The organism is Secundilactobacillus pentosiphilus (genome assembly GCF_002217985.1).
GTDB lineage: Bacteria > Bacillota > Bacilli > Lactobacillales > Lactobacillaceae > Secundilactobacillus > Secundilactobacillus pentosiphilus.
The window spans coordinates 49,400-72,322 of record NZ_BCMI01000008.1 but is presented as its reverse complement, the minus strand read 5'-3'; the positions used below and the strand labels follow the sequence as shown (position 1 = coordinate 72,322).

Sequence of the window (22,923 nt, the reverse complement as noted above, 5' to 3'; positions counted from 1 at the left end):
ATTAATTTCTCCTTATATCATTGCTCGACGAACCACAACACCGACACCTTCTGGCGCGTAGCCGGCAACGACTACCCCTGCGGGAACCGTGATCCAGCCTAAGCCTTCAAACACGAGGTCACTTTTTTCGGTGATCTTAAATTCGTGTCTTACCAGCGGTGGCAGGTCATTGTCCGGACTCTCCGGCGGTGTCAGCAAGTCACCAACGTGCTTACTGTAAAAGTTATCGGCGTTCTCTAGTTTAGTACGGTGCAATGGCAAATTGTTTTCAACGTAGACCGTAAATCCGTGTTTGGGTCCCGAAACGTAATCAAAACGTGCAACACCGGCTAAGAAAACCGTTTGCTGATCGTTTAACTGATAAACTTTCGGCTTGATCTGCTTTTGCGGTGTCACGATTTTTAGTTCTTTACCGGACAAATAGTGTGCCATCTGTGATGGATGAATGATCCCTGGCGTATCCACTAAAACGTGGTCATCATCCAGCGGAATTTCGATCTTATCCAACGTTGTGCCCGGGAAACGGGACGTGGTGATCACGTCCTTGGCGCCGGTACTGCGTCGAATGATCTGGTTGATCAGGGTTGACTTCCCCACGTTGGTGACACCCACGATGTACACATCACGGTTATCACGGTGCTTTTCAACCTTATCCAAGAACTGGTCCACTGACTGATTGGTCTTAGCTGAGAGCAGCGAAACGTCGATTGGCCGAAGTCCTTGTTCGTTAGCGCGTTGACGCAACCAGTCACGCAACTTTGAACGTCGCAGTGAACTTGGCAGTAAATCTTCCTTGTTCCCCACTAACATCACGGGGTTATCCCCAACAAACCGGTGCAGCCCAGGAATGACTGAACCGTTGAAGTCAAAGATATCGACGACGTAAACGATCAAAGCGTTAGCATCACGAATTTGGGTCAGCAACCGTAGAAAATCATCATCCGTTAACCCAACCGGGACAATTTCGTTGTAGTGCCGCAGTCTAAAACATCTCTGGCAGTACAACTCACCCGTTTCCAATCCTTTATCCAAAGCCGACTTCGGTGTGTAACCCGGACGGTCTTTATCAGTGGTTTGAATTTTAGCGCCGCAACCGATACAATACACGGCTTCACCGTCAACTAATACTTCATCTTTATTTGTTTCGCTCATTGATTAAGTCCTTTCGAAACTTGAGTTCTGGGTGCTTTTTACGCATTGCGGACATCACAAATCGCTCGAAAAAACGATTGATCCGAGTGTTCCACGCATCGCTTTCAATAATTGGTCTGACCAAAATACTGCGGATCCCGCTAAAATTAGCGGCAGCCACATCCGTTAAAAGCTGATCGCCAACCATTACAACTTCACTTTGAGTGACGTGATATTGACGCATCGCCCGTCGAATACCACCCGAAAATGGTTTTAACGCACGTGAAATAAAGGGAAGCTGCAAGGGCGCTACCGCCTTTTTTACCCGACGATGGGAATTGTTCGACACAACGACCAACTGAATATTCTCACGTTCCAGTGCTGTCATCCATTCTCGGAGCTCTTCAGTTCCATAGGGATTATTCCATGCAATCAGTGTGTTATCAAGATCCGTTAAAACAACCTTGACACCTAATTGTTTCAACTGCTGTGGATTAATATCATAGGTCTCATTAATCATCCAAGTTGGTGTAAACTGTGCTAACATTACAGACTCCTTTATCCCTATACTGAGAGTTTATTATACGAGATTTCTTCCTATAATACTATGATTATAGCGCATCTCTTTCGAATAAAACAAAAACGAGGTTGGAAGTCTTCATCCAGCCTCGTTTAGGTTTAAATTATAATGCCTTTTTTGCTTCGTCAGCTAATGCCTTGAAAGCATCAGCATCGTTAACAGCTAAGTCAGCCAGCATCTTACGGTTAACTTCAACGTTTGCTTGCTTCAAGCCAAACATCATCTTGCTGTAGCTTAAACCGTTCATACGGGCTGCAGCGTTGATCCGTGCAATCCAAAGACGACGGAAGTTACGCTTGTTGGCCTTCCGGTCACGGAAAGCATATTGGCGACCCTTCATTACTTGGTCCTTAGCAACCTTAAACAAACGGTGCTTTGAACCACGGTAGCCTTTAGCTAATTTAAGAATCTTTTTGTGACGTGCGCGTGTAACTGTTCCACCTTTTACTCGTGGCATATTAAATTCCTCCTAATACTTACGGTTATCATCGTTTTTCAACGATTAAATTTATGAAACAATTGTCAGATTACTTTTGCAGTAATTGACGATAAGTTTTCTTAATCGTGTCTGATTTCATCATTGAAGTCCCACGTAATTGACGACGTTGCTTCTTGGTCTTCCCGTGGAAACGGTGACTCGTGTAAGCATTCGCACTCTTGATACCACCATTAGCAGTTACTTTAAAACGCTTGGCACTGGCGCGGTTTGTCTTCATCTTTGGCATAATCGAAAATCCTCCTCAAATACTAAACAACTAGTCTTCTTTTTTTGGTGCAAGCATCAGAAACATACTCCGCCCATCCATCTTAGGACGCTGTTCAACGGTCGCAACATCGTTTGTTTCTTCAGCCATCCGGTTCAAGACTTGACGACCAATATCCTTATGGGTAATTGCCCGACCCTTAAATCGAATTGAAACACGAACTTTTTCGCCCTTAGCCAAGAACTTCTTAGCATTCTTCAGCTTCGTATTGAAATCATTCGTATCAATTGATGGACTTAAGCGAACTTCCTTAACGCTAACGACCTTTTGCTTCTTACGGGCCTCACGCTGCTTCTTTTGCATCTCGAAACGGTACTTCCCGTAATCCATGATCCGGGCAACCGGTGGCTTTGCTTTCGCTGCCACTAAAACAAGATCCAAGTCTGCATCTTCAGCCAGTTGAAGCGCATCCCGCTTACTCTTAATGCCCAGTTGTTCGCCTTTATTACCGATCAACCGTACTTCGCGAGCGCGGATTCCTTCGTTAACCATCATATCGTTTGCTATGGTCATTCACCTCCGAGTGATTTTGAAAACAATGAAACGTAAGTCTTACCCAAACAAATAACGGGCACGCAATGCGCACCCGTTAAATTCCCAAAGCCTTCTCAGGTTTGGTTTATTTACGTATCGGCCAGGCAGTGTTAACCACGAGGCGAGAAGCGGGTGCTTCTACTTACATTTTCCAACTCAACCAATATACCATGATAGGAAATATTAGTCAAATCACTTGGCTTAAGCTCACGAATAATAAGTATATCCCTATTATTTCGTGTGTCAAGCTACTTTTCAAAATTGACTATCCTTTGTAGTTACTGTAATGTGCAATGTCATCCAAAACCTTGTCCTTAAATTGGTCTGCACTCATGGATTCACTCTTGTCTTCACCATATTCACGGACACTGACGGACTTGTTAGCAACTTCGTCATCACCAACAACTAACGTATATGGAATCTTGTGCGTCTGGGCATCACGGATCAAGTAGTTCATCTTTTCACCACGGTGGTCAACTTCGGCACGAACACCAGCTGATCTCAAGCTCTTGCTGAAGCTGTCAGCGTAGTCACCATGCTTGTCATCACTAACTGGGATAATCTTAACTTGCTTAGGAGCTAACCAAGTTGGGAAAGCACCCTTGTAGATTTCCGTCAAGTAAGCAATGAATCGTTCCATAGTACCAACAATCCCACGGTGAATCATAACTGGACGGTGGTTTTCACCATCAGCACCGACGTACTTCAAATCGAATCGTGCTGGTAACATGAAGTCTAATTGAATAGTTGACATCGTTTCGTCGTTGCCCAAAGCAGTCTTGGTCTGGATATCCAGCTTAGGACCGTAGAATGCAGCTTCACCTTCGGCTTCGTAGTAGTCAAGGCCAAGGTCATCCATGGCGCCCTTGAGCATCTTTTGACTGCGGTTCCACATTTCGTCATCATCAAAGTACTTCTTAGTGTTCTTAGGATCACGGTATGAAAGACGGAAGCTGTAATCGTTAATGTTGAAGTCCTTGTAGACGTCCATGATCAGCTTCAAGATCTTCTTGAATTCGTCTTGAACTTGATCCAGAGCAACGAAAGTGTGGCCATCGTTCAAAGTCATTTCACGAACACGTTGCAAACCTGATAGGGCACCTGATTTTTCGTAACGGTGCATCATCCCTAATTCAGCGATCCGTAATGGTAATTCACGGTAAGAACGAATGTGACGGTTGTAAATTTGAATATGGCTTGGGCAGTTCATAGGCCGTAATTCAAGCATTTCGCCATCGCCCATGTCCATTGGTGGGAACATGTCGTCACGGTAGTGATCCCAGTGACCTGAAGTCTTGTAAAGGTCAAGGTTAGCAAGAACTGGGGTATAAACGTGTTCGTAACCATCGGCAACTTCTTTATCAATAATGTAACGTTCAACAGTACGACGAATCGTAGCACCATTTGGCATCCAGTATGGAAGACCGGCACCGGCTTTAGGATCAACGAAGAACAAGTCCAGGTCGTTCCCAATTACACGGTGGTCATGTTCACGTGCTTCTTGACGTTGTTGTAAGTCAGCATCAAGATCGGCTTGCTTGTAAAAGGCAGTACCGTAAATCCGTTGTAACATTGGGTTAGATGACTTACCTTCAAAGTAAGCACCAGCAACTGATAGAAGACGGAAGTACTTGATGTCGCCAGCGTTTTCAAAGGCAACGCCGCTTGCTAAGACTTGAACACCATCAATTTCGTAGAATGAAACTTCTTCTTCGTCACTGTCTTGAACAAGCTTTGCTTCGTATGAAGTACCATCAAGCTTCTTCAGTGCATCAGCTTTGCTCATTGAAATATGTTTGATTGGTGCTTTTTGGTTAATAAAGGCTTGAACCTTATCAGAAATGGCGGGTAATGAATCAGCACTGACCTGACCATCTTCCTTATCAGTATCAATGTAGAAGCCTTTTTCATCTCCAACTTCTTCACCAAATTCGATTGATGGGAAGCTTTCCTTCAAAGCAACTTTTGCCAGTAAAGCAACGGATTCACGTAATACGGATAAACCGTCTTCACTGTCACTTGCAACAACTTCAATCTTGCCGTCGTGCTTCAAAGGGGCATTTAAATCAATCAGTTTGCCGTTAAGTTTGCCGGCAACGGCTTTCTTAGCTAAGCTAACGGAAATTGATTCAGCGACGTCTTTGGTTGTTTGATCTGCACCAAATTCTTTTTGCTTGCCATCTGGAAACTCAATCTTGATATCTGCCATTCTAATCTTCTCCTTTTTCTGATATTTCAAACACCCAATCTAACAAAACTTTGTAAATAAAAAGTCCCGGCATGCACATTACTGTACATACCGGGACGTTGTTTACGCGGTTCCACCCGAAATTTATTTGATTCATACTGCGAACCAAACCTTCATTCAGTGATAACGGGACAGCCGATGTGATATTATCCATCACACATTCGAGAAAGTGGTAACTTAGAATCACTGACAAAGCACTTCCAGAAGTGGTGCTTCTCTCTGTGAAAGCTCAACCAAGTCATGTCTTTCAGACATTTGAAATTCATTTGATTTAGTACAATTCCTATATAAACACTTCACAAAATAATTGTCAACTTTTTTTTTGCCGACGATTCTCGCCGATCATTTCGACCTCCTGAGCTAAGAAGCGAATCCGCTCCATTAGCCGTTTGGCCTTCAACGGCTCTACGTCGCCTTTTTGCGTCTCTGCTAAATGCTCAGTTTCTAACTGTTTCATCGAGAAATTTGACGAGAAAAAAGTTGGTAATTCATTTTGCATTCGGTATTCCAAAATGACGCCGAGAATATCATCACGGACCCATGCAGACATGGCATCGGCCCCAATATCATCGATCATCAAAATTTGTGCCCGTTTGACATCATCCAGCCGGCCCGCAACCTGATTGCTGGCAATGGCGTTCTTCATTTCCACGGCAAAACTCGGGAAATGCACCAAAGTCGTCTTAATCCCCATGTCTGCCAGCTGATTAGCAATGGCGCCGAGCAAGTACGTCTTACCCACACCAAAACTGCCGTACAGGTAAAGGCCCTGATGAAAGTGACTGGAATCCTTCGAATAAGCTTCGATAAAGTTCACCGCTGCTTGCAGTGCTTGCGCACGGTCGGGATCGTTGATGAAATTATCGAAAGTGGCATTCTTAATCAGTTTCGGCATCATAATGGCGTTGACCCGCCGTTTCAAAGCCGCTTTTTTCAACTTTTCTTTTTGGGCATCAGTTGGTTGATACGACACTTCGACCAGGTGGTCATTCAAAACCAGCTTCGGTTCATACCCCGGTGCAAAGGTCGTTTCACCCTTAGCTAATTTGTTACGTTCGTTGACATATTCATACAGTTTGGCTGACGACCGGTCGATCTGCTCGGCATTCAGCTGATCAGCGTGAGCCTTTAAAAAGGCCTGCACGTCGGCATCTTGATACACAGTATTCATCAGCTTTTGGTAATTAGCATTGAGTTGGTGTTGGTCCATGTATCGTTTCATAGACTCACTGATATTTTCCACACTAATCACCTCCATCCCGCAGTTTTTTAAGTTTATTCAGCTGCTCGTTAAATTGATCCTGATCAGACTGGGACAACGCTTTTTTCTTTTGGGGCTGATAATCATTTTTCGCCCAGTCTGGCAGTGTTTCTTTAATATTTTTAGTACTTCTTCGACGACGGGAATTCTTCGGTTTGTCCCGTTCCGCCTTAAACTTACGGATACTAGCTAAGGCGTCTTCCGGTGTTTTAACACCGTCTTGTGCCCAGCGGTTAGCAATCGTATCGGTCAGCCGCTGCGTAATCGTCGGATTATCCAAATCGATCAGAACTTCGTAAATTAAAATATTGATCACGGCACTGGAAAAGATCTGCTTATTTGCGATCTGTTCCACGATTCGCTGCTCGCCGCTCGCCACGTAACCGCCCTGCTGCTGCCTGATCTGTGCCAGAAAAGCCATCGGCTCATACTGTTTAGCAGCCGCAACCAAAGCAGCCTCCTCCGTGCCCTCACTGGACTTAGCGGCGGTCACGTTTTTCTTAGCCGACACGACTGCTTGGGCCTCGTTTTGATAAGCTGCCGCAATCGCTCGTTTGAACTGATCAGCATCGAGTTTGTTGGTTGCTAAATTGGTGGCATCGCCTATGTAACGCGCCATTTCCGTCTCATCGATGCCGTACAAAAGGTGTTCATTGATGATCAACTGGCGGTACTGTCGAAGATCGGACAGATCAGTGTACGACCGTTTCAGCAAATCAGAAAGCAGGCCAAAGTCAAAGTCCGACGCAGTAGGCTGTTCTAGTTCAACTGACGAATCACCCTGAGAAAAAGCCGCTTTGGTAGCCTCAATCAGCTTAGGCGGCGCGGCAATCAGCCGATTATCCAGTGAAAAGACGTCTAAGAATGATTTCGAAACTTCGTGCCACTTATCGCGTTTAAGCTGACGCGGCAAAAAGGCCTGCCGCAGACGGTCAAACTGCCGTTCACCCACGACTTCCAGTAGCAAGAGGCTCAGCAGGTCATCCTTGAAAAACATTTCACCGCTGACCGGTTGCTGCAACTCATAAATCAGCTCCGGCAAGCGGTCGGGCTGATTTTCGAAGGTGCGTAACAACCCCGCGCCTTCCAGCCGTTGACGTGATTCTTTAAGCGTCGACATACTAATATTCAGCAGTGCTAATAAGTCAGTGTGCGTGACCTCGACTTTCAAATCAGCCGTTAAGGACACTTGCTGCCACATCACGGTTGCCAGACTATAAGCAGCAACGCCTAGAATCGGCTGGTAAAGCAGATCCAGTACCCGTCGCCGTTCATCCTGCAACCTGGTTGTTGCCGCAATAGCAACAGCCGTTTTGGACGTCAGTGGTTTTGACTCCGCCATGATTAAGCCCCGTTTCATTTCTTTTTATCGGAGGAAGCCCCTTTTTTCTTGTCCTTTTTCATAACGTCTTTCAGTTCTTCCAAAAAGACGCTCATATCCTTGAACTGACGGTAAACACTCGCAAAACGAATGTAGGAGATCTCGTCAATATTAACGAGTCGTTTCATGACGTATTCACCGATCAATTGACTGGACACTTCATTTTCACCCAGTGAACGCACTTCGTTTTCAACTTCGTCAACCAGTTTGGTCATGACATCCATGCCGACCGGCCGCTTTTCCGCTGAACGGATAATGCCCCGTAAAATCTTTTCACGGTTGAATTCTTCACGGGTCCCGTTTTTCTTGATCACTAGTAATGGTGTCGCTTCGATGCGCTCGAAAGTTGTGAACCGAAACCCGCAGTTCTCACATTCACGGCGCCGTCTGATGACCCGGCCCTCATCCGTCGGCCGACTGTCAACGACCCGTGAACCATTATGGTGGCAGTGTGGACAGTGCATAGTCTCACCTCTTATTCTGCATTGAATCGTTTATTTTTACTCACTTAGCTTTATCTGTCATTAATGAGCCGAATCCGGCTTCATTCAGCCATCTTACCACTTGCGCTTTTGTTTTATCAACTGAATGGCGATTATCGATCACCACATCAGCCCGTTTGACCTTTTCGGCTAACGGCAACTGTGCGCTGATCCGGTCAAGCGCCTCTTTTTTAGGCAGTTGATCCCGCGCCATTAAACGCTCTAACTGCACCTGTTCCGGCACGGTTACCACCATAATCTCATTGACCACGGCAGCTTGGTGCGCTTCAAATAACGTCGGCGCATCGTAAATCACCAGCGGTACTTTTCGCCGACGGTAACCCTGTAATTGACGCTTCACAGCCTTTTTGATCAGCGGCCCAGTGATCCCGTTTAATTGGGCCAACGCTTCCGGCTGACTGAACACCAGGGTCCCCAGCGCGTGGCGGTCTAACGATCCGTCCGGCTGAATCATCTGCCAGCCGAAGGTGCTTTGAATCTGTTTCAACCCGGTGGTGCCTGGTGCCACCACTTTTCGAGCAATTTTATCGGCGTCGATCACCGGTATCTGGTAGGCCTTAAACAGGTCACTGACCGCTGACTTTCCAGTGGCAATACCACCCGTCAGGCCAAGTACCATGGTTTCACCCGGATTCTTGCGCAAAGCCTGACAGTCGGGACAAAAATGCGTCCCGCGCTGGGCCACTTTGGTCTTCTCAATGGGCGTGCCGCAGCGAAAACAGGGTTCGCCTTTGCGGCCGTACACCATCAGGTGGTTTTGAAATTCACCGGCCTCACCGTAAGCGGTAGAAAACGAGTGCACGGTGGTCCCGTGACCATCGATAGCCCGCTTGATCTCCGCAATGATGTTTGCTCTGAGCTGGCGGATCTGAAATTCCGGGATCGTGTTAGCCGGCTGTTCCGGATGGATGCGGCTCAGCCAAAGCGTCTCATCCACGTAAATATTACCTAACCCCGCGATGTTACTTTGGTCCAGTAAAAACGGCTTAATGGCCTTTTTGCTCTTGCCGAAAATGGTTTTCATGTAAGCCACGCTCAGCGTTTCCGCGGTGGGTTCCGGCCCCATTTTTTTCAGACCAGCAACCAGTTCGGTCTCCTCACCGGTTTTCAGCAAATGCATCCGGCCAAATTTGCGGGTATCAGTGTACCTTAAATCACGGTCATCGGCCAAATGAAACACCACGTGGGTGTGCTTAGTAATCGGGTTGCCAGCCGGCTGCACGTCGTACTTGCCTTCCATCCGCAAATGCGACACCATGGTCAGATCATCATTGAATCTGAACAGCAGATATTTCCCCCGCCGGTCGATCCGTTCGATCGTTTTGCCAGCGAGCATTTTTTTAAATTGATTGGCCTCAGGCGAGACCATTTTTTCGTAATACACATCAACGGACGTGATCTGGGCGTGACCGACTAAGCGTGTCAGCCCGCGTCGAACCGTTTCAACTTCGGGTAATTCAGGCATCCAAAGTGCCTCCTTGTATCGTTACTTGGCGTCGTACCAGGTGTTGCCAAAATGGCTCTCCACTTTTAACGGAATTTCCAGCTTAACAGCTGAATCCATCACGCTTGGCACGAGTTTTTCCAGCGTTGGGATCTCTTCAGCAGGTGCCTCAAAGATCAGTTCATCGTGTACTTGCAGCAGCATGGTGGCCTGCATATCTTTGATGGCATCTTCCATCCGAATCATCGCAATTTTAATAATATCAGCGGCACTGCCTTGAATCGGCGTGTTCATGGCGGTTCGTTCGGCAAATGAACGCTGGTTGAAGTTCCGGGCGTTGATATCCGGCAAATAGCGCCGACGATGGGCAATCGTTTCCACGTAACCCTTATCCTTAGCGGAAGCCACGATATCAGTCATGTACTTTTTAACGCCGGGATATTCTTCGAAGTAGGTGTCGATGAACTGACGGGCCTGCTTGCGGGTGATCCCGATATTTTGCGATAGGCCAAAATCACTGATGCCGTAGACAATACCGAAGTTCACCGCTTTGGCCTGACGGCGCATGTTCGGATCAATTTCGGCATCGGGGCCTAAATGAAAGATTCGCCGCGCGGTTGAAGCGTGAATATCTTCGCCTTCCTTGAAGGCTTCCTGCAGATTTTTATCGTGAGTAATGTGGGCCAGTACCCGCAATTCGATTTGTGAATAATCAGACGAGAAGATCTGCCAGCCCTGATGACTGGGGATGAAGGCCTGCCGGATTCGCCGGCCTTCTTCGGTCCTGATGGGAATATTTTGCAGGTTGGGGTCTACTGAAGACAGACGGCCGGTTTGCGTTAACGTTTGTAAATAGCGCGTATGGACTTTCTGGTCCGTACTGTGAACAACTTTTAATAAGCCTTCAACGTAGGTCGATTGAATCTTGGCAATTTGACGGTACTTTAAAATATTTTCCACGATCGGTGCTTCGGCGGCCAGCTTTTCCAGCACGTCAACCGAAGTCGAGTACCCGGTTTTAGTCTTCTTGATTGGAGTCAAGCCTAACTTTTCAAACAGAATGTGCTGCAGCTGTTTGGGAGAGCCGATGTTAAATTCTTCGCCGGCTTCTTGAAAAATCGTCTGCTGGGTCTGCGCCAGCAGTTCGGTGAACTCACTTTGCATCGCCGACAGACGATCCGTATCCACCATGATCCCGGCAATTTCCATGTGGGCCAGGACGTAAGCCATCGGCAGCTCGAGGTCACGGTACAGTTTGGTCTGTTCGTTTTCATCCAGTTGCTTAAACAAGGCTTTCTTTAACGATTCAATGGTAATGCCCTTTCGCGTCAAATGTTCAAAAAAGGTTTGGTCATCATCCGGAATGGCGCGCTTAGCACCCTTACCGTAGACTTCTTCATCCGACTGAATCTGGTGATAGCCATGCTGAAAAGCTAACCGGCCAAGGTCATTGCTGTTTTCGTTCGTATCTAACAGATACGACGCCAGCAGCAGGTCAAAGTCGACGTTAGTGAGGTGAATGCCCAAGCGATTCAAACCCACGTAAGTCCGCTTGACGTCAAAGACGTCTTTTTGAACCTGGTCACTGGTCAGTAAACCCTTTAACGGTTCCTGCTCCAACAGTTCCACGTCACGGCTGACAAACCACTTGCCGTCTTCGCCGATCACAAAACCAGCAAAAGTCGACGTGTGGTAATTTTCTTCCGGCATTTCCAGATAAAACGAAACGTGGTCCTTAAACTGTGCCAAATCACTTAAATGATCGGCGTTCAGCACCGTAAATTTGACCGGCTTTAGGCCTAAAACATCTTCACCATCAGCATCGGCGTTCATTTTACTTAAAAATGACTGGAAGTTCATCTTCTGATAAAACTCAACCAGTTCATCACGCTGGTCTCCCAGGTATGTCAGGTCGCCTAATTTAATTTCAACTGGCGCGTCCCGGCGAATCGTCGCCAGATCCCGTGATTGAAAGGCGGAATCCTTATCTGCAATGAGGTGTTCCTTCATTTTCTTGGCAGTAATCTGATCAATGTTTTCGTAGACACCGTCAATGGTGCCGTATTTTTGAATCAGCGAAACGGCGGTCTTCGGACCCACACCGGTGACCCCGGGGTAATTGTCCGAAGTGTCCCCCTGCAGCCCCTTGATTTCAATAATCTGATCCGGCCGAACACCCAGTTTTTCTTCCACGTGTTCAGGAGTATACTTTTCGACTTCGGTAACGCCTTTTTTAGATACAGCAACGCTGGTTTTAGCAGACGTCAGCTGAGTCAGATCACGATCCCCAGTAAAAATGGTGGTGGTGTAACCAGCAGCTTCCGCCCGCTTAGCCATGGTACCGATAATGTCATCGGCTTCGTAGTCTTTTAACTCATAGGACTTGATACCGCGTGCCTTTAACAGGTCACGGATTACCGGCATCTGTTCCGAAAGTTCCGGCGGCGTTTTAGCACGGCCGCCCTTGTAATCAGCGTATTTTTTCGTCCGAAAAGTCACTTTACCAGCATCAAAGGCCACTAAAGCTTCGCTTGGCTTAACATCCTCTAACATAATATCCAGCATCCGGTTGAAGCCAAAGATTGCATTGGTATGCAAACCGTCCGCATTTGTCATACTATTCAATGCCGTGTACAGCGCGTAAAAAGCCCGAAAAGCCACACTGTTGCCATCGATAAGTAATAATCGTTTTGATTCAGTCATTGATCAGCCTCCGCAATTTGTATTACCTCTAGTTTACCAGACAAATTCAACAATTAAAAATCGGTTTACCGGTAAATCTTAAAGTGGTTTGACTGAGTCGTGAAACTAGCCACCCGCAAAAAATATCTTCAACCGCGCAAGTACCTTTTCAAAACGCAGTCGCTGTTAGTATTAACCAAAATAATGCCTGTCCCGACAAGTTTACCGGAACAAGCATTATTAATTATTGATAGAAAGCTGCGTTTGGCTCGTAAATATTTAGGCTCATAAACTGCTGTTTTCCTGGCTCACCACTTTGGCGGCCAGCGTATTGGCCAGTTTCGCCGACGCAACTAAATCCTTACCGCTTGCTAAACCAGCCAAAAGACCGCCGCAGTGGGTATCGCCTGCACCGCTGGTATTGATCACCTCGGCGTGGTCGGCGGGCAGGATACCCGATCGCTGACCATCAAAGTAGTAGGTCCCCCGAGCGCCCAACGTGACAATTACTGGGCTTTGCGTTTTGGCAAAAATACTGCTGGCGGTTTCGTCAATCGACGCGCCCGCAGCACCAAAATAGCCGATTTCATCTTCGTTACAGTGAATGATCACGTTTTTTTGCAGTAACTGCCGCACCGTCTTCGCGGTTAAATGGCTCATCCGCGGGGAGGCGTCGAACAAAATATAGGCATCGTCAGCACGCCGGGTTAACCTGCCTAAAATTTGGCTGGCAATTTGCTCATCTTCAACTTGATACCCGCTGATGTAGAAGTAGCGGTAGTCGGCTAAATCAATCCGGTCAAACCAGTCATTCTGCCAAATTTGATCAATGCCGGGGATCGTCAGAAAGCTCCGTTCGCCAGAAGGTTCCACCATGGCAATGTCCCAGCCGTTATCAGCGGCTGTCACGGGCAGCAGCTCCGGAATCTGCCGGCGTTTTAACTCCGCACGCACCAGGTCAGCATACTGCCCCTGGCCCACCGGCACGAACAAGTCCGCTTCGGCTTGAGCAGCGTGCATGGCACCATAGACGTTAAAAGCGGAGCCCCCAACGATATAGGATCTCAGATCACCCGTCACGTCACCACCAGAAAAAGGCAGCTGCGGCACGTTAATGACCACATCGACGTAGGCGGCACCTAAAATCAGTGTTTTGACCATTACGCCACCTTCTCACTATGGCCGCTGCCCTTGATCACTTTGACGATAAACATACAGATAATGGCCAAGATTGCTGAAATGAAGACGCCCAAACTGTTGTTAGCGAAGATCCCGTGAGCAAATGGCCCGGTCCAAACCGCGTTGTTGGTAAACAGGAAGCCGGTGACCGTGGCAATGAGCCACGAAATAATACCGCCCCAGTTATAGTGGGTTTTGGACTGCGGGTCGATCAGCCGAACGTCATAGCCCTGGCCGCGAAACATCACGCTGTCGCATAGGAAAATGGCGACCCAGCTAGCCAGGCAGATTCCCAGGAAGTTAAGAAAAATCTCAAAGTTACTAAGAAAATTACCGGAAATAAACAGCACGTATACCGGAATTAAAATGACAATCAAACCGTGTACGATCAATGAAGTTCGCTGCGAAACATTGATACCGATCGTTGACAGGTTGATCCGTGCCGAACGCAGCGACACGATACATTGCGGAATCAAACCGCCGGCTGCCACCAAGAAATAAATGACCCCGATCCAACTTGGCAGCGCACTATACATCACGTCAAAGGGATCGCCGGAAGTGGCCAGTTTGGGTTCGATGGTGCTCAATAAGACACCGCCCGCCATCAAAATAAACAGCGGAACCGCACCGCCCATCGTGGTGTTCCAAAAAGTTGATGCCGGTTTGGTATCGGGCTTAACGTAGGCACCCCAATCAGCCGCAGCCATGGACCAGGAGATACCAGAACCAGCCGCAACGATACTAACAGCAGGTAGAAATCCCGTGATCCAGCTGCCGCTTGGCAGTGACAGCGCTTCGTGCCAATTTGCTTTGGCCAGAAAGATCACCAGGATAACCGCCGTCAAAATACCAAAGATCCAGCTCAGCCACGTTTGAATCTTGGCTAACGTATCTTCTTTGAGCAACCCGGAAAGCAGCACCAGCCCGCCGAAAACGACCAGCGCAATGGCCGTAGTCAGCGTACTCTTTTGAACCTGGATCACCCGAAACAAGGAAACCAGTAAGAGTGTCCCCGTGATCACGTTAACCGCCAGCCAGCCCACCATGTTGAACCAGGCAATGGCGTTGGGAATTTTGTTGCCGTACGTACCGTACGCGGCTCTACTCATTTTAAAGGTGGTGACCCCTTCACGCTGACCAATCATGGCCACCCAGCCGGGTACCAGAAACGACAGCGCGCCGACCAGCGACGCCACGATTGCTTGAATAAAGGATAAATGATAGCTCACAATAATCGCGCCGTAGACGAAGCCCATGATGCCGATATTAGCCGCGAACCAGTTATAAAATAACTTATGCGGCGTCAGTGTTTTGTCTTTTTCGGGTACCTTGATCATCTTATCATCCATATCGTTATACCATCCTATTTCTTGGTTGACCGAAACTGCAACATCTGTTCTGCGTAATCTTCAAAATGGTGCTGTGGATTTTTGGTATCGATCAGGTCGATCCACGACTGATCAATTGATGACGCGCCGTTCTTCGCCCCGCAAATCGCGGTTGCCATCGCACCGATCGTATCTGTATCACCGCCTAAATTGGCACACAACAGGGCGGACTTACGGACCGTTTTCGCGTAGTAGGCGATCGCTACGGCGGCCGGAATGCTTTCTGAGATCATCGTCCCTGTACCGATCACATCATAAATGGCCTGGCTGAAGCGATGGACATCGGTTCGGTAACGGTCCGCTAATGCGATCCCGATTTTTAACCGTTCATGGGTCTTCGCTGCCCAGGTCGGTGCCCCCATCTTGAAACCCTGGTCATTGCAGTTCAGTGCAAAATCAATGATTTCATCCCACGAGTAGTCTGCCACCGCGGCGGCGACGGCACCGGCAACCATGGTTGCACCGCTCATGGCAACGTCACTGGAGTGCGTCACTCGAGTAACGTCGTAAACCATTTTGATCAGCGCGCTCAGTTCCTGGGGGTCAAACAGTGACCCAATTGGGGAGATCCGCATCCCGGCACCGTTTGTCAGCGCCTTATCCGTGATTGGCCGCGGATCTTCGCCGCGTTTAATAGCCGTCAGCGCCGCTTTACTGCTAGGGCCCAAAATATTATTCTCCCAGGCACCCACTTGATCAGCCCACCGCATAATGTGCTGAACCAGGTTTTGCTGGTTTGGCTGCCAGTTCGTTTCGATCAGCGAATCAAGGATCGCCAGTGCCTGATTAGTATCATCCGTATATTCACCCTTGGTAAAATTAACGGCAATGTCGTTATTGGCCGGCCCATCCAAAAAAGTCGTAATCTGACCGTTGAACTGCTGTCGAATCTTTTCCACCGGCCATAGTTCAGAAGGCATGCCCATCGCGTCCCCAATGGCTTGACCGTATAACGTTCCTAAAATTTTGTCTTTAATTGTCATGAATTTTCTCGCTTCCGTAAAATAAATGTCCAACTCTCAATTGCTTAACTACCGTTAGCTTTTGGCTGACCCTCCTCACCTAAAAGACAATTGTTAACAATAAGTTAAAGTTAAAAGTACTTATATTTAGTTTGAAAAATCCCTTATCCCAACTCCCTTCATCGCTAAACTACTACACAGATGGTAAAGCATCGCCATATTTAGGTCAAGCGCTTACATTTCCTTTTCGCCATCACACTGGTTTTTAAAATCATACCCGATTCGCCACGAATTAGCACGAAAACAGCCCCAAAATCTGATTTGATTTTGGGGCTGCTTTAATTAAAACAATAAAAACTCTTTCACGACTGGATTAATCTTGACGTTTCTTTTTGCCAAAACCAAACCATCCCAGTGTGCTCAGCAGGGCTAAGCCAAGAGCAGCTAATCCGCTTTCGGCTTTCTCACCAGTTTGCGGCAAGTGCTTAGCAGCTGGGGCCTGCTGAGTCGTCTTCTTTGTAACGTGTGCTTTAACCGTGGATGCTTGAGCGACCTTTGGTGCAACTTTTGCTGCCGCAGACTTAACATCCGCTTTGACAACCCGTCCCTTTTCAGGCGTATCAGGCGTGATCGGTTCATGAGGAACCCGTGAACGCTCTGGGGTGCCAGGCACTTGCGGCTCAGGCGGTACCTGTGAACGTTCTGGGGTACCGGGCACTTGTGGCTCAGGTGGCACTTGTGAACGTTCCGGCGTTCCCGGTACGATTGGTGTTATCGGTGGCACGGTCGGCTGTTGCGGCTCAACTGGCGGAACGACGCCCTCCAGCGGTGTCCAAGGTGTCACTGGCTGATCCGGTTTGTCCATTGAATCAGGTGGCGTCACTGAATTCAAGTTCAATGGTGGCACATCACCCTTTAGCGGTTGAACTGGACCCGGATTTTCCGGCTCGGTTGCTGGCTCTTCTGGCCCGACCGGTGTCGTCGGTGTCTGGACCGAAATATTTGGCTGCGTTGGTTCCACTGGCTTATTAGGCGTCTGAATATTAAGCTTTTCTGGTTCAGTGACATCACCTATGCCAGTAACAGCTAAATTAATATCTTGAGGTCCATCCGGCAAAGTCGACGGTGCTGATGGCACTGATGGCTTTGTTGGTGGCGTTGGGTCCTTAACCTCTGTTGGCGCTGTTGGCTGAACCGGTGTGTTCAATGATAACTGGCCAACATCCGTTAAGTGATCAATTTGTTTGTCAGGCACACTAGGCACAGTAACTTGTTCCAACGTTGTACCCGTCAGCTTAGTTGCTGTCGATGTCGGCTTAGTCGGCGTCGACAAGGTCAAATCAGGCGCAACGGGTGCTTTAAACTGATTATCAAAGCTTGGTGTGACCGTCTTACCATCTTGGTATTTCAAGTCAGTTAACTGCGTTTTAACGGGTATGGCCGAAGTATCGAGAGTTGGCTCGTCAGTAATTTTTGCTAACGACGAATCAATCGTCGGTGTGGTAACCTTTATAGCTGTTTGCTCAGGTACAGTCAGGAAGTACTTGCTGTACGAAACTTCTGGTAAGTAGTAGGCCATGACCCGCATACTAACATCCTTATCACCCCACAGCGTATGAATTGGTAAATTCTTAATGGCAGTTTTTACATCTGGGGTATCAAAAGTGATGATTTGATCTGTGCTGGTAAATTTAAGCTCTTGATTCTCTCTAGAGGTAACCGCAAGCGCTGCAAAGTAATAGGTTACACCATTGACAGTGTATGTCGGTTGTATACCATTACTGAGCGGGGTATCACTTACATTATCTGTTGTAGAACCATAAATGGGGGCTGTTGCAAGATAATCTGTAATTTTATTCGGGTCCTTAAGTTCTGTATATGGCAACCCATTTGGTGCAATATACCCAGTAGCAACATAATCACTGTGTGGGTTAAGCGTCAAACCATCTGTTGAGTATCCAACACCATTTTCCCCAGATGCTAGTGTCGCAGGCCAAGGATTATCACTCGTGTCATTGATTAAGCTCACCAGGAGGGTAACGCTAGTTGGGAAGAAATTAGAAGTTGTGCTGGTTATACCGTCAGTAGTACCAGAATAAGTCGGTGACTTCGGATCCAATCGAGCCAGTGCAATGGCGTTTTGCTTTTCATCAGGGGCTCGGTTAGCTAGTGCTGTAAATCCTGCAGTTGCTTGGGCCTGAAAACCACCTGATTTTTCCAACGTATTTTTAAGCGTTGTCACTTGCGTATTGAGGTCAGTGGCTGATACAGTGCTGAGCTTTTTATCCGCCGGTGCGGTGGTGTTATACGTGTTAACGGCGTTATTGAAATCATCCACGACACTTTGATAGCTGCGAGAGTTAACATCGGTACCAGTGTTCGCCTTAGCAGGGCCGTTCGTTGTGATGATAAAGCCCTTTCCGTCGTCTACCGAAATATTCTTTTGAATTAACGGAGTTTTGGTGCCGTTCACGGCATCCAGATAGTTGTAAGAAGCCGTGATTAGATTGTTATACAGACTCAGCAACCCATTATCGCCGGCAAAGTATAGTGCCCAACGGCCATCATCGGTAGCTGCTTTAACTTCCGCTTGAAATTTGGTGTTGGCGTCATTGACCTTTTGGGTTAAATCATTAATTTGAGCTACTTTTTGAGTCAATGCCTTCACGCTGGTTGAGAGCGCATCATTGCCCTGCAAGTGATACATGTTCGTCTTCATCACTTGATTATTCTTGGCAGGCGCAGTGGTACTCGTAACGTCACTGTCAGAATAGGTCTTGTAATCAGTGTTCAGTGCTTGTACTTCCTGCTCGAATTTGCCCCATGCTTGAGCGGTATCATTAGGATTATCAAATCCAGGAACTACAGCTTGCTTAGTTTTACCAGCGGCAGTGTTGTACGCATCCAAGGCGGTTTGATAATCGGTTAAGCTCTGCTTGTAAGCATCGTTGGCTGTAACCAGCTTAGCCACATCCGTCTTAACGGCATTCTGTGCCTGATGAACTGCATCCGTCTTAGCTTGAAGTTGAGTGGCTGTTGGCTTAGTAGCCGCACCAACCGTATTGTTATAATCTTGAACGGCTTGAGACAATGTGGTCAGAGCAGTCTGAGTATCGGTAACAGCTTGCTGCAGCGTACCGTCTTGAGTCGTTGCTTGGTTCAAGGCTGCTGCAGCTTTAGCAGACAATTTGAAATTATTGTAATCGGTGTCTGAAGAATTCTGACTTGCATCCACCTTGGTTGCTTGTTTGTCCGCTGGAGCCGTAGCATTGTAAGTATCAGCTGCCGTATTATAAGCGGATAACGCATTATCATAAGCCGTTTTAGCAGTGTCAAGCGCAGCTAAATCAGTTGTAAGCTGGTCACTAGTCAAATTTGGCTTAATTGCTTGAATGGCAGTATTGAGATTAGTCAAAGCCGAACTTAATGCAGTTGCAGCAGTATTAACAGCCGTACCGTTTTGATACTGTTTCAAGTTATTTTGAAGATTCGTCAACTCGGTCTGCAGATCAGTATTAAATTGATCCGCTAACTGATTGTAGTTTGCAATTGTGTTTGGTGCTTGTGGGTCAACTTTCTGAACTGCGTTTAATCCACTGCTCAGCGCGTCTAGCTTACTTTGATAGTCGCTGACTAACGTATCGAGGTTAGTGTGACTCAAGGTGGTCGTCTTTAATTGTGCGACCAGATTATTGACCTGAGTTAACCAAGTTGAATCATTAGGCTTTGGCGTTGCCAGCAAAGCAGCTAAACTAGTTAAATCTGTATTAGCGTTATTAGCAGCAGTGTAAGCAGTCGTTACAGCGGCATCAGCTGTTTGTTTAGCAGTTACTGCGGCGTTGTACTTTGCCAATTGAGTATTGTAATTCTTGGTTTGGGTATCAAAAGCAGTTGCTGCCGTAATAAAGTTGTTTAAGTTACCTGTATTTTGGGTTTGCTGCTGTGTCAACGCGTTTAACTTGTCAGTTGAGATTACATCCGCGTCCTGATTATTAACTGCAGTCACTGCTGAATTGAAGGCAGTGTATTTATTGTTTATATCTGTTTTACTGGTGTTTAAGGCTGTGAGGTCATTCGTTAAAGGAGCCCCACTTTGACTATCGATGACTGTTTGGGCAATTTGCCTGTTGGCAGTCGTAATTGCAGTATTAAGCGTACTGGCTGCATCCTGAGCAGTCTTTAAACTTGTCGCCAATGTCGTATTGTACGTTTTAGCGGTTTGCAGATTAGCCAGTGCAGCCGTCAACGCAGATACAGTGCTGGTGTAATCAGCCATCGCAGCCGGTGTATTCAGAGCTGCTGGTTCAGAAGTACCAGTCTGGGATTCATACGTATTCAAAGCTTGGTCGTAAGTGCTAACGGCATCTCCCAACCCGTTTTGAGCATTATCCAAGTCGTTTTTATCCGTTGTTAACTGAGACAATTTCGCATTAAAGTCGCTTACCCAAGCATCATCATTCCAGTTAACGTTGCCTAATGCAGCATTAAGAGCCGTAATATCAGTGTTAACCTTGTCACCGGCTGTGGTAGCAGCCTCAACTTTAGCTTTTGCAGCTGTCTGTGCAGGCGTAACGTTAGTCGTCAAGTTTGACACAGCCTGCTGATACGTTTGAACAGCTGCCGTGTATGCTTGGAAGGCTGCAAGATCCTGATTATATTGTGTAAGCTGATTTTGGTAATCCGCCTGAAGTGCCGGTAATTCGCCCGCTAATTGATCATACGTTGCTTTAGCCGAATTATAGGTTGTTTGCAAAGACTTAAATAGTGCTTGAGAAGTCTGCAAAGTCTTCTGCGAGGCAGTCACCGCGTCTTTGGCATGCTGCAACTGATCATTGGCGTCAACATATGATTGATGAGCCGCATCATAATCACTTTTGACTTGGTTGTAGAAGTTCTGCAAGTTGGTCAGTTTATTTTCAGCAGCTTGATAATTAGCATTGGCCTGATTGTAGTCCGCCTTGGCTGCAGCGTATTGGTCCTGTAACACATTAAGTTGAGCAGCTAACGTATCATGCTGCTGTTGAACGTTTGCATAGTTAGTCACAGCCGTATCATATTGTGTTTTAACACTGCTGTATTGAGTTTGTAAGTCACTGATTTGATCGGCAGAAATTTGACTCGCCGCTTGCAGATTTTCAAGCGTCTGTTTTTCACTATTCAATTGTGCTTGCTGCTCTACCAGCTGTGTATCGTGCTGCTCGTCTAACTGATTGGCCTGCTGATTTAAGGCCGCAACTTTTCCGTGCAAAGTCTCGTAGTTTGATTTTACCGCTTCAAACTGCTGACTGGCCGCTTGGTATTTAGCCTGCGCGTCATCAAATTCACTTTGTAAAACGGTAAACTGGTTATTTTGTCTTGCGGCAGCTGTCGTCTGCTGTTGACGGCGTGTATCGGCTTCGTTGTAGGCCTGCTGGGCAGTCAAATAATCTTGGTAAGCAGTCTGGTACTGTGCCTCAAGCGCCGAAAAATCGGGATCGGTTGCGTCACCCGCTGCCTGCTTTTGATCATAATCTGCTTTAGCAGCGTCGTAGGCAGCCTTGATGGTCCCATAATGATTCTTCTGCGTATTATAAGCACTCAGGGCATCCTGGTAACCGGCTTCGTTAAACTGCGTTGATAATTGAGAAACACCGGCATCGTAGTTTGCCTTGGTCGCTTCATACTTGGCCTTAGCTTGGTTGTATGCATCAACTAAGGGCTGATACTGATCTAGTTTACTTTGATAAGACTGAATTTGTTCTTTTAAAGCGCTTGCTTTTTGCTGATAGTCAGCCTGTGCGCCGTTAAAGGCGGAGGCATCAGCTTCGTATGCCGCGTTTTGAAGTTTAAAATCATTGAGCTGCTGTTCATAAGTAGTTTCGGCTGCTTTAATTTGATCGTTTAACTGCGTATAAGCCGCTAATGTTTGCGTGTATGTATCCTTATCCTGGTTATACGTGTTTAAATTGTCATCATAGGCTTGCTTAGTACTTGACAGTTGAGTATTAGTCGTATTCAGTGCCGTTTCTACAGTAGTTAATTGCTGATTATCCTCTGCTGCGGTACTTGCCTGATCAGCAGCTTGCTGTTTGGCTTGATCATAGTTGCGCTTCTCGCTTTGATAAGTTTGCTGCTCAGTTTGATAATCAGCCTTCTTTTGATTGTACTCACTCACACTTTGCTGGTAGGCTGATTGTTCGTTAGCAACCTGCTGCTGGCCAGCTAGGTACGCCTGTTTTGCGGCCTCGTACGTGGACTTTTGTTTATTATAGTCCGCTACTTTTTGATTAAAATCAGGCACAGCTGCTTGTACCGACCCATTGGCCGTTGAACCGTTTCCATTTGGCTGATCCATAGATTCATTTTCCGAAGTTGAATCGTGTGTCCCCGTTGGGGCTGCTGGTGCAACCGTTACCGCACTTTTGCTGGCAGTAACTGCTTGCGTCTCTAACGAGCCGGCACTCATCATTGATAGAAAACTAATGCCGGTAATTGCAGCAAAAACCCAGGTTTTATGACTCTTATACATCTTAAAATGCTGTTTTTCTGAAATAATTGGTGCTAATGACGCTCTCCTTTTTAGCATCGTGAACCCCCGCTTTCACCATTTTAAATTAGACAAATGTAAATAACCCTACTTCTCTAAGCTTGTACTAGTTACTGTTAAATTTAAACTTAAAAAAGAACTAAGCCAAGTATAACATTGGATAGTGATTTGTTAACCCCGTACACATAAGAAAAGCCTACTTATTTTTTCGAATTTTTGGAAAAAAAAGGCACACTGTTTTTCGCCGACATACCCTGCATAAAAACCGTTAAAAGGGCGTTTAACACAAAAAAACTGATTGACCGTCAGGAAATGACAGTCAATCAGTTTTTAACTATTT

At 46.9% G+C, this 22,923-nt stretch carries 15 protein-coding genes, 1 pseudogene and 1 other annotated feature; all 16 genes and pseudogenes read right to left on the bottom strand.

Annotated features, from left to right (window positions below; genetic code table 11):
- Positions 1-12: 12 nt before the first annotated feature.
- Entirely contained in the window at positions 13-1,152 is a 1,140-nt protein-coding gene (gene yqeH, locus CES81_RS05565) for a ribosome biogenesis GTPase YqeH (protein ID WP_089087652.1), read from the bottom strand.
- Entirely contained in the window at positions 1,136-1,678 is a 543-nt protein-coding gene (locus CES81_RS05560) for a YqeG family HAD IIIA-type phosphatase (RefSeq protein ID WP_089121007.1), read from the bottom strand. Before CES81_RS05560 ends, yqeH begins: the two co-directional genes overlap by 17 nt.
- Before the next feature lie 136 nt (positions 1,679-1,814).
- Complete coding sequence (rplT, locus tag CES81_RS05555; RefSeq protein ID WP_089087650.1) at positions 1,815-2,168, bottom strand: 50S ribosomal protein L20; 354 nt, start codon at positions 2,166-2,168, stop codon at positions 1,815-1,817.
- Positions 2,169-2,238: 70 nt separating this feature from the next.
- A complete protein-coding gene (rpmI, locus tag CES81_RS05550) occupies positions 2,239-2,436 on the bottom strand; it encodes a 50S ribosomal protein L35 (RefSeq protein WP_089087649.1) in 198 nt (65 codons plus the stop codon).
- Positions 2,437-2,466: 30 nt separating this feature from the next.
- Positions 2,467-2,988, bottom strand: a complete 522-nt coding sequence (gene infC / locus CES81_RS05545) for a translation initiation factor IF-3 (protein WP_089087648.1) — start codon at positions 2,986-2,988, stop codon at positions 2,467-2,469.
- A 40-nt stretch (positions 2,989-3,028) separates the two neighbouring features.
- Positions 3,029-3,159: a sequence feature (ribosomal protein L20 leader region), on the bottom strand.
- A 115-nt stretch (positions 3,160-3,274) separates the two neighbouring features.
- Positions 3,275-5,218 carry a threonine--tRNA ligase gene (gene thrS, locus CES81_RS05540; protein ID WP_089121006.1) on the bottom strand — a complete coding sequence of 648 codons (1,944 nt, stop codon included), beginning with the start codon at positions 5,216-5,218 and terminating at the stop codon, positions 3,275-3,277.
- A gap of 349 nt (positions 5,219-5,567) precedes the next feature.
- The gene (gene dnaI, locus CES81_RS05530) at positions 5,568-6,500 is read right to left on the bottom strand and encodes a primosomal protein DnaI (protein WP_089087645.1); all 933 of its coding nucleotides are present in this window, start codon (positions 6,498-6,500) and stop codon (positions 5,568-5,570) included.
- Between the two features lies 1 nt (position 6,501).
- Positions 6,502-7,860, bottom strand: coding sequence for a DnaD domain protein (locus CES81_RS05525; protein ID WP_180949740.1), 1,359 nt, complete (start codon positions 7,858-7,860; stop codon positions 6,502-6,504).
- A 14-nt stretch (positions 7,861-7,874) separates the two neighbouring features.
- Positions 7,875-8,363 (bottom strand): transcriptional regulator NrdR, encoded by a 489-nt coding sequence (nrdR, locus tag CES81_RS05520; protein ID WP_089087643.1) that lies wholly within the window; start codon positions 8,361-8,363, stop codon positions 7,875-7,877.
- Between the two features lie 40 nt (positions 8,364-8,403).
- Positions 8,404-9,021 carry a dephospho-CoA kinase gene (coaE, locus tag CES81_RS13660; protein WP_225356354.1) on the bottom strand — a complete coding sequence of 206 codons (618 nt, stop codon included), beginning with the start codon at positions 9,019-9,021 and terminating at the stop codon, positions 8,404-8,406.
- A gap of 36 nt (positions 9,022-9,057) precedes the next feature.
- A pseudogene (mutM, locus tag CES81_RS13655) lies at positions 9,058-9,867 on the bottom strand (DNA-formamidopyrimidine glycosylase); the annotation flags it as partial.
- Between the two features lie 21 nt (positions 9,868-9,888).
- On the bottom strand, positions 9,889-12,549 hold the full coding sequence (gene polA, locus CES81_RS05510) for a DNA polymerase I (protein WP_089121004.1): 2,661 nt from the start codon (positions 12,547-12,549) through the stop codon (positions 9,889-9,891).
- Positions 12,550-12,813: 264 nt separating this feature from the next.
- Positions 12,814-13,689: a PfkB family carbohydrate kinase gene (locus CES81_RS05505; protein ID WP_089121003.1), complete on the bottom strand. Its 876-nt coding sequence runs from the start codon at positions 13,687-13,689 to the stop codon at positions 12,814-12,816.
- Positions 13,689-15,056: a purine-cytosine permease family protein gene (locus CES81_RS05500; RefSeq protein WP_089121002.1), complete on the bottom strand. Its 1,368-nt coding sequence runs from the start codon at positions 15,054-15,056 to the stop codon at positions 13,689-13,691. The genes CES81_RS05505 and CES81_RS05500 overlap by 1 nt, the downstream gene beginning before the upstream one ends.
- Positions 15,057-15,070: 14 nt before the next feature.
- Complete coding sequence (locus CES81_RS05495; protein WP_089121001.1) at positions 15,071-16,078, bottom strand: ADP-ribosylglycohydrolase family protein; 1,008 nt, start codon at positions 16,076-16,078, stop codon at positions 15,071-15,073.
- Positions 16,079-16,430: 352 nt separating this feature from the next.
- Complete coding sequence (locus tag CES81_RS05490) at positions 16,431-22,622, bottom strand: LPXTG cell wall anchor domain-containing protein (protein ID WP_089121025.1); 6,192 nt, start codon at positions 22,620-22,622, stop codon at positions 16,431-16,433.
- Between the last annotated feature and the right edge of the window lie 301 nt (positions 22,623-22,923).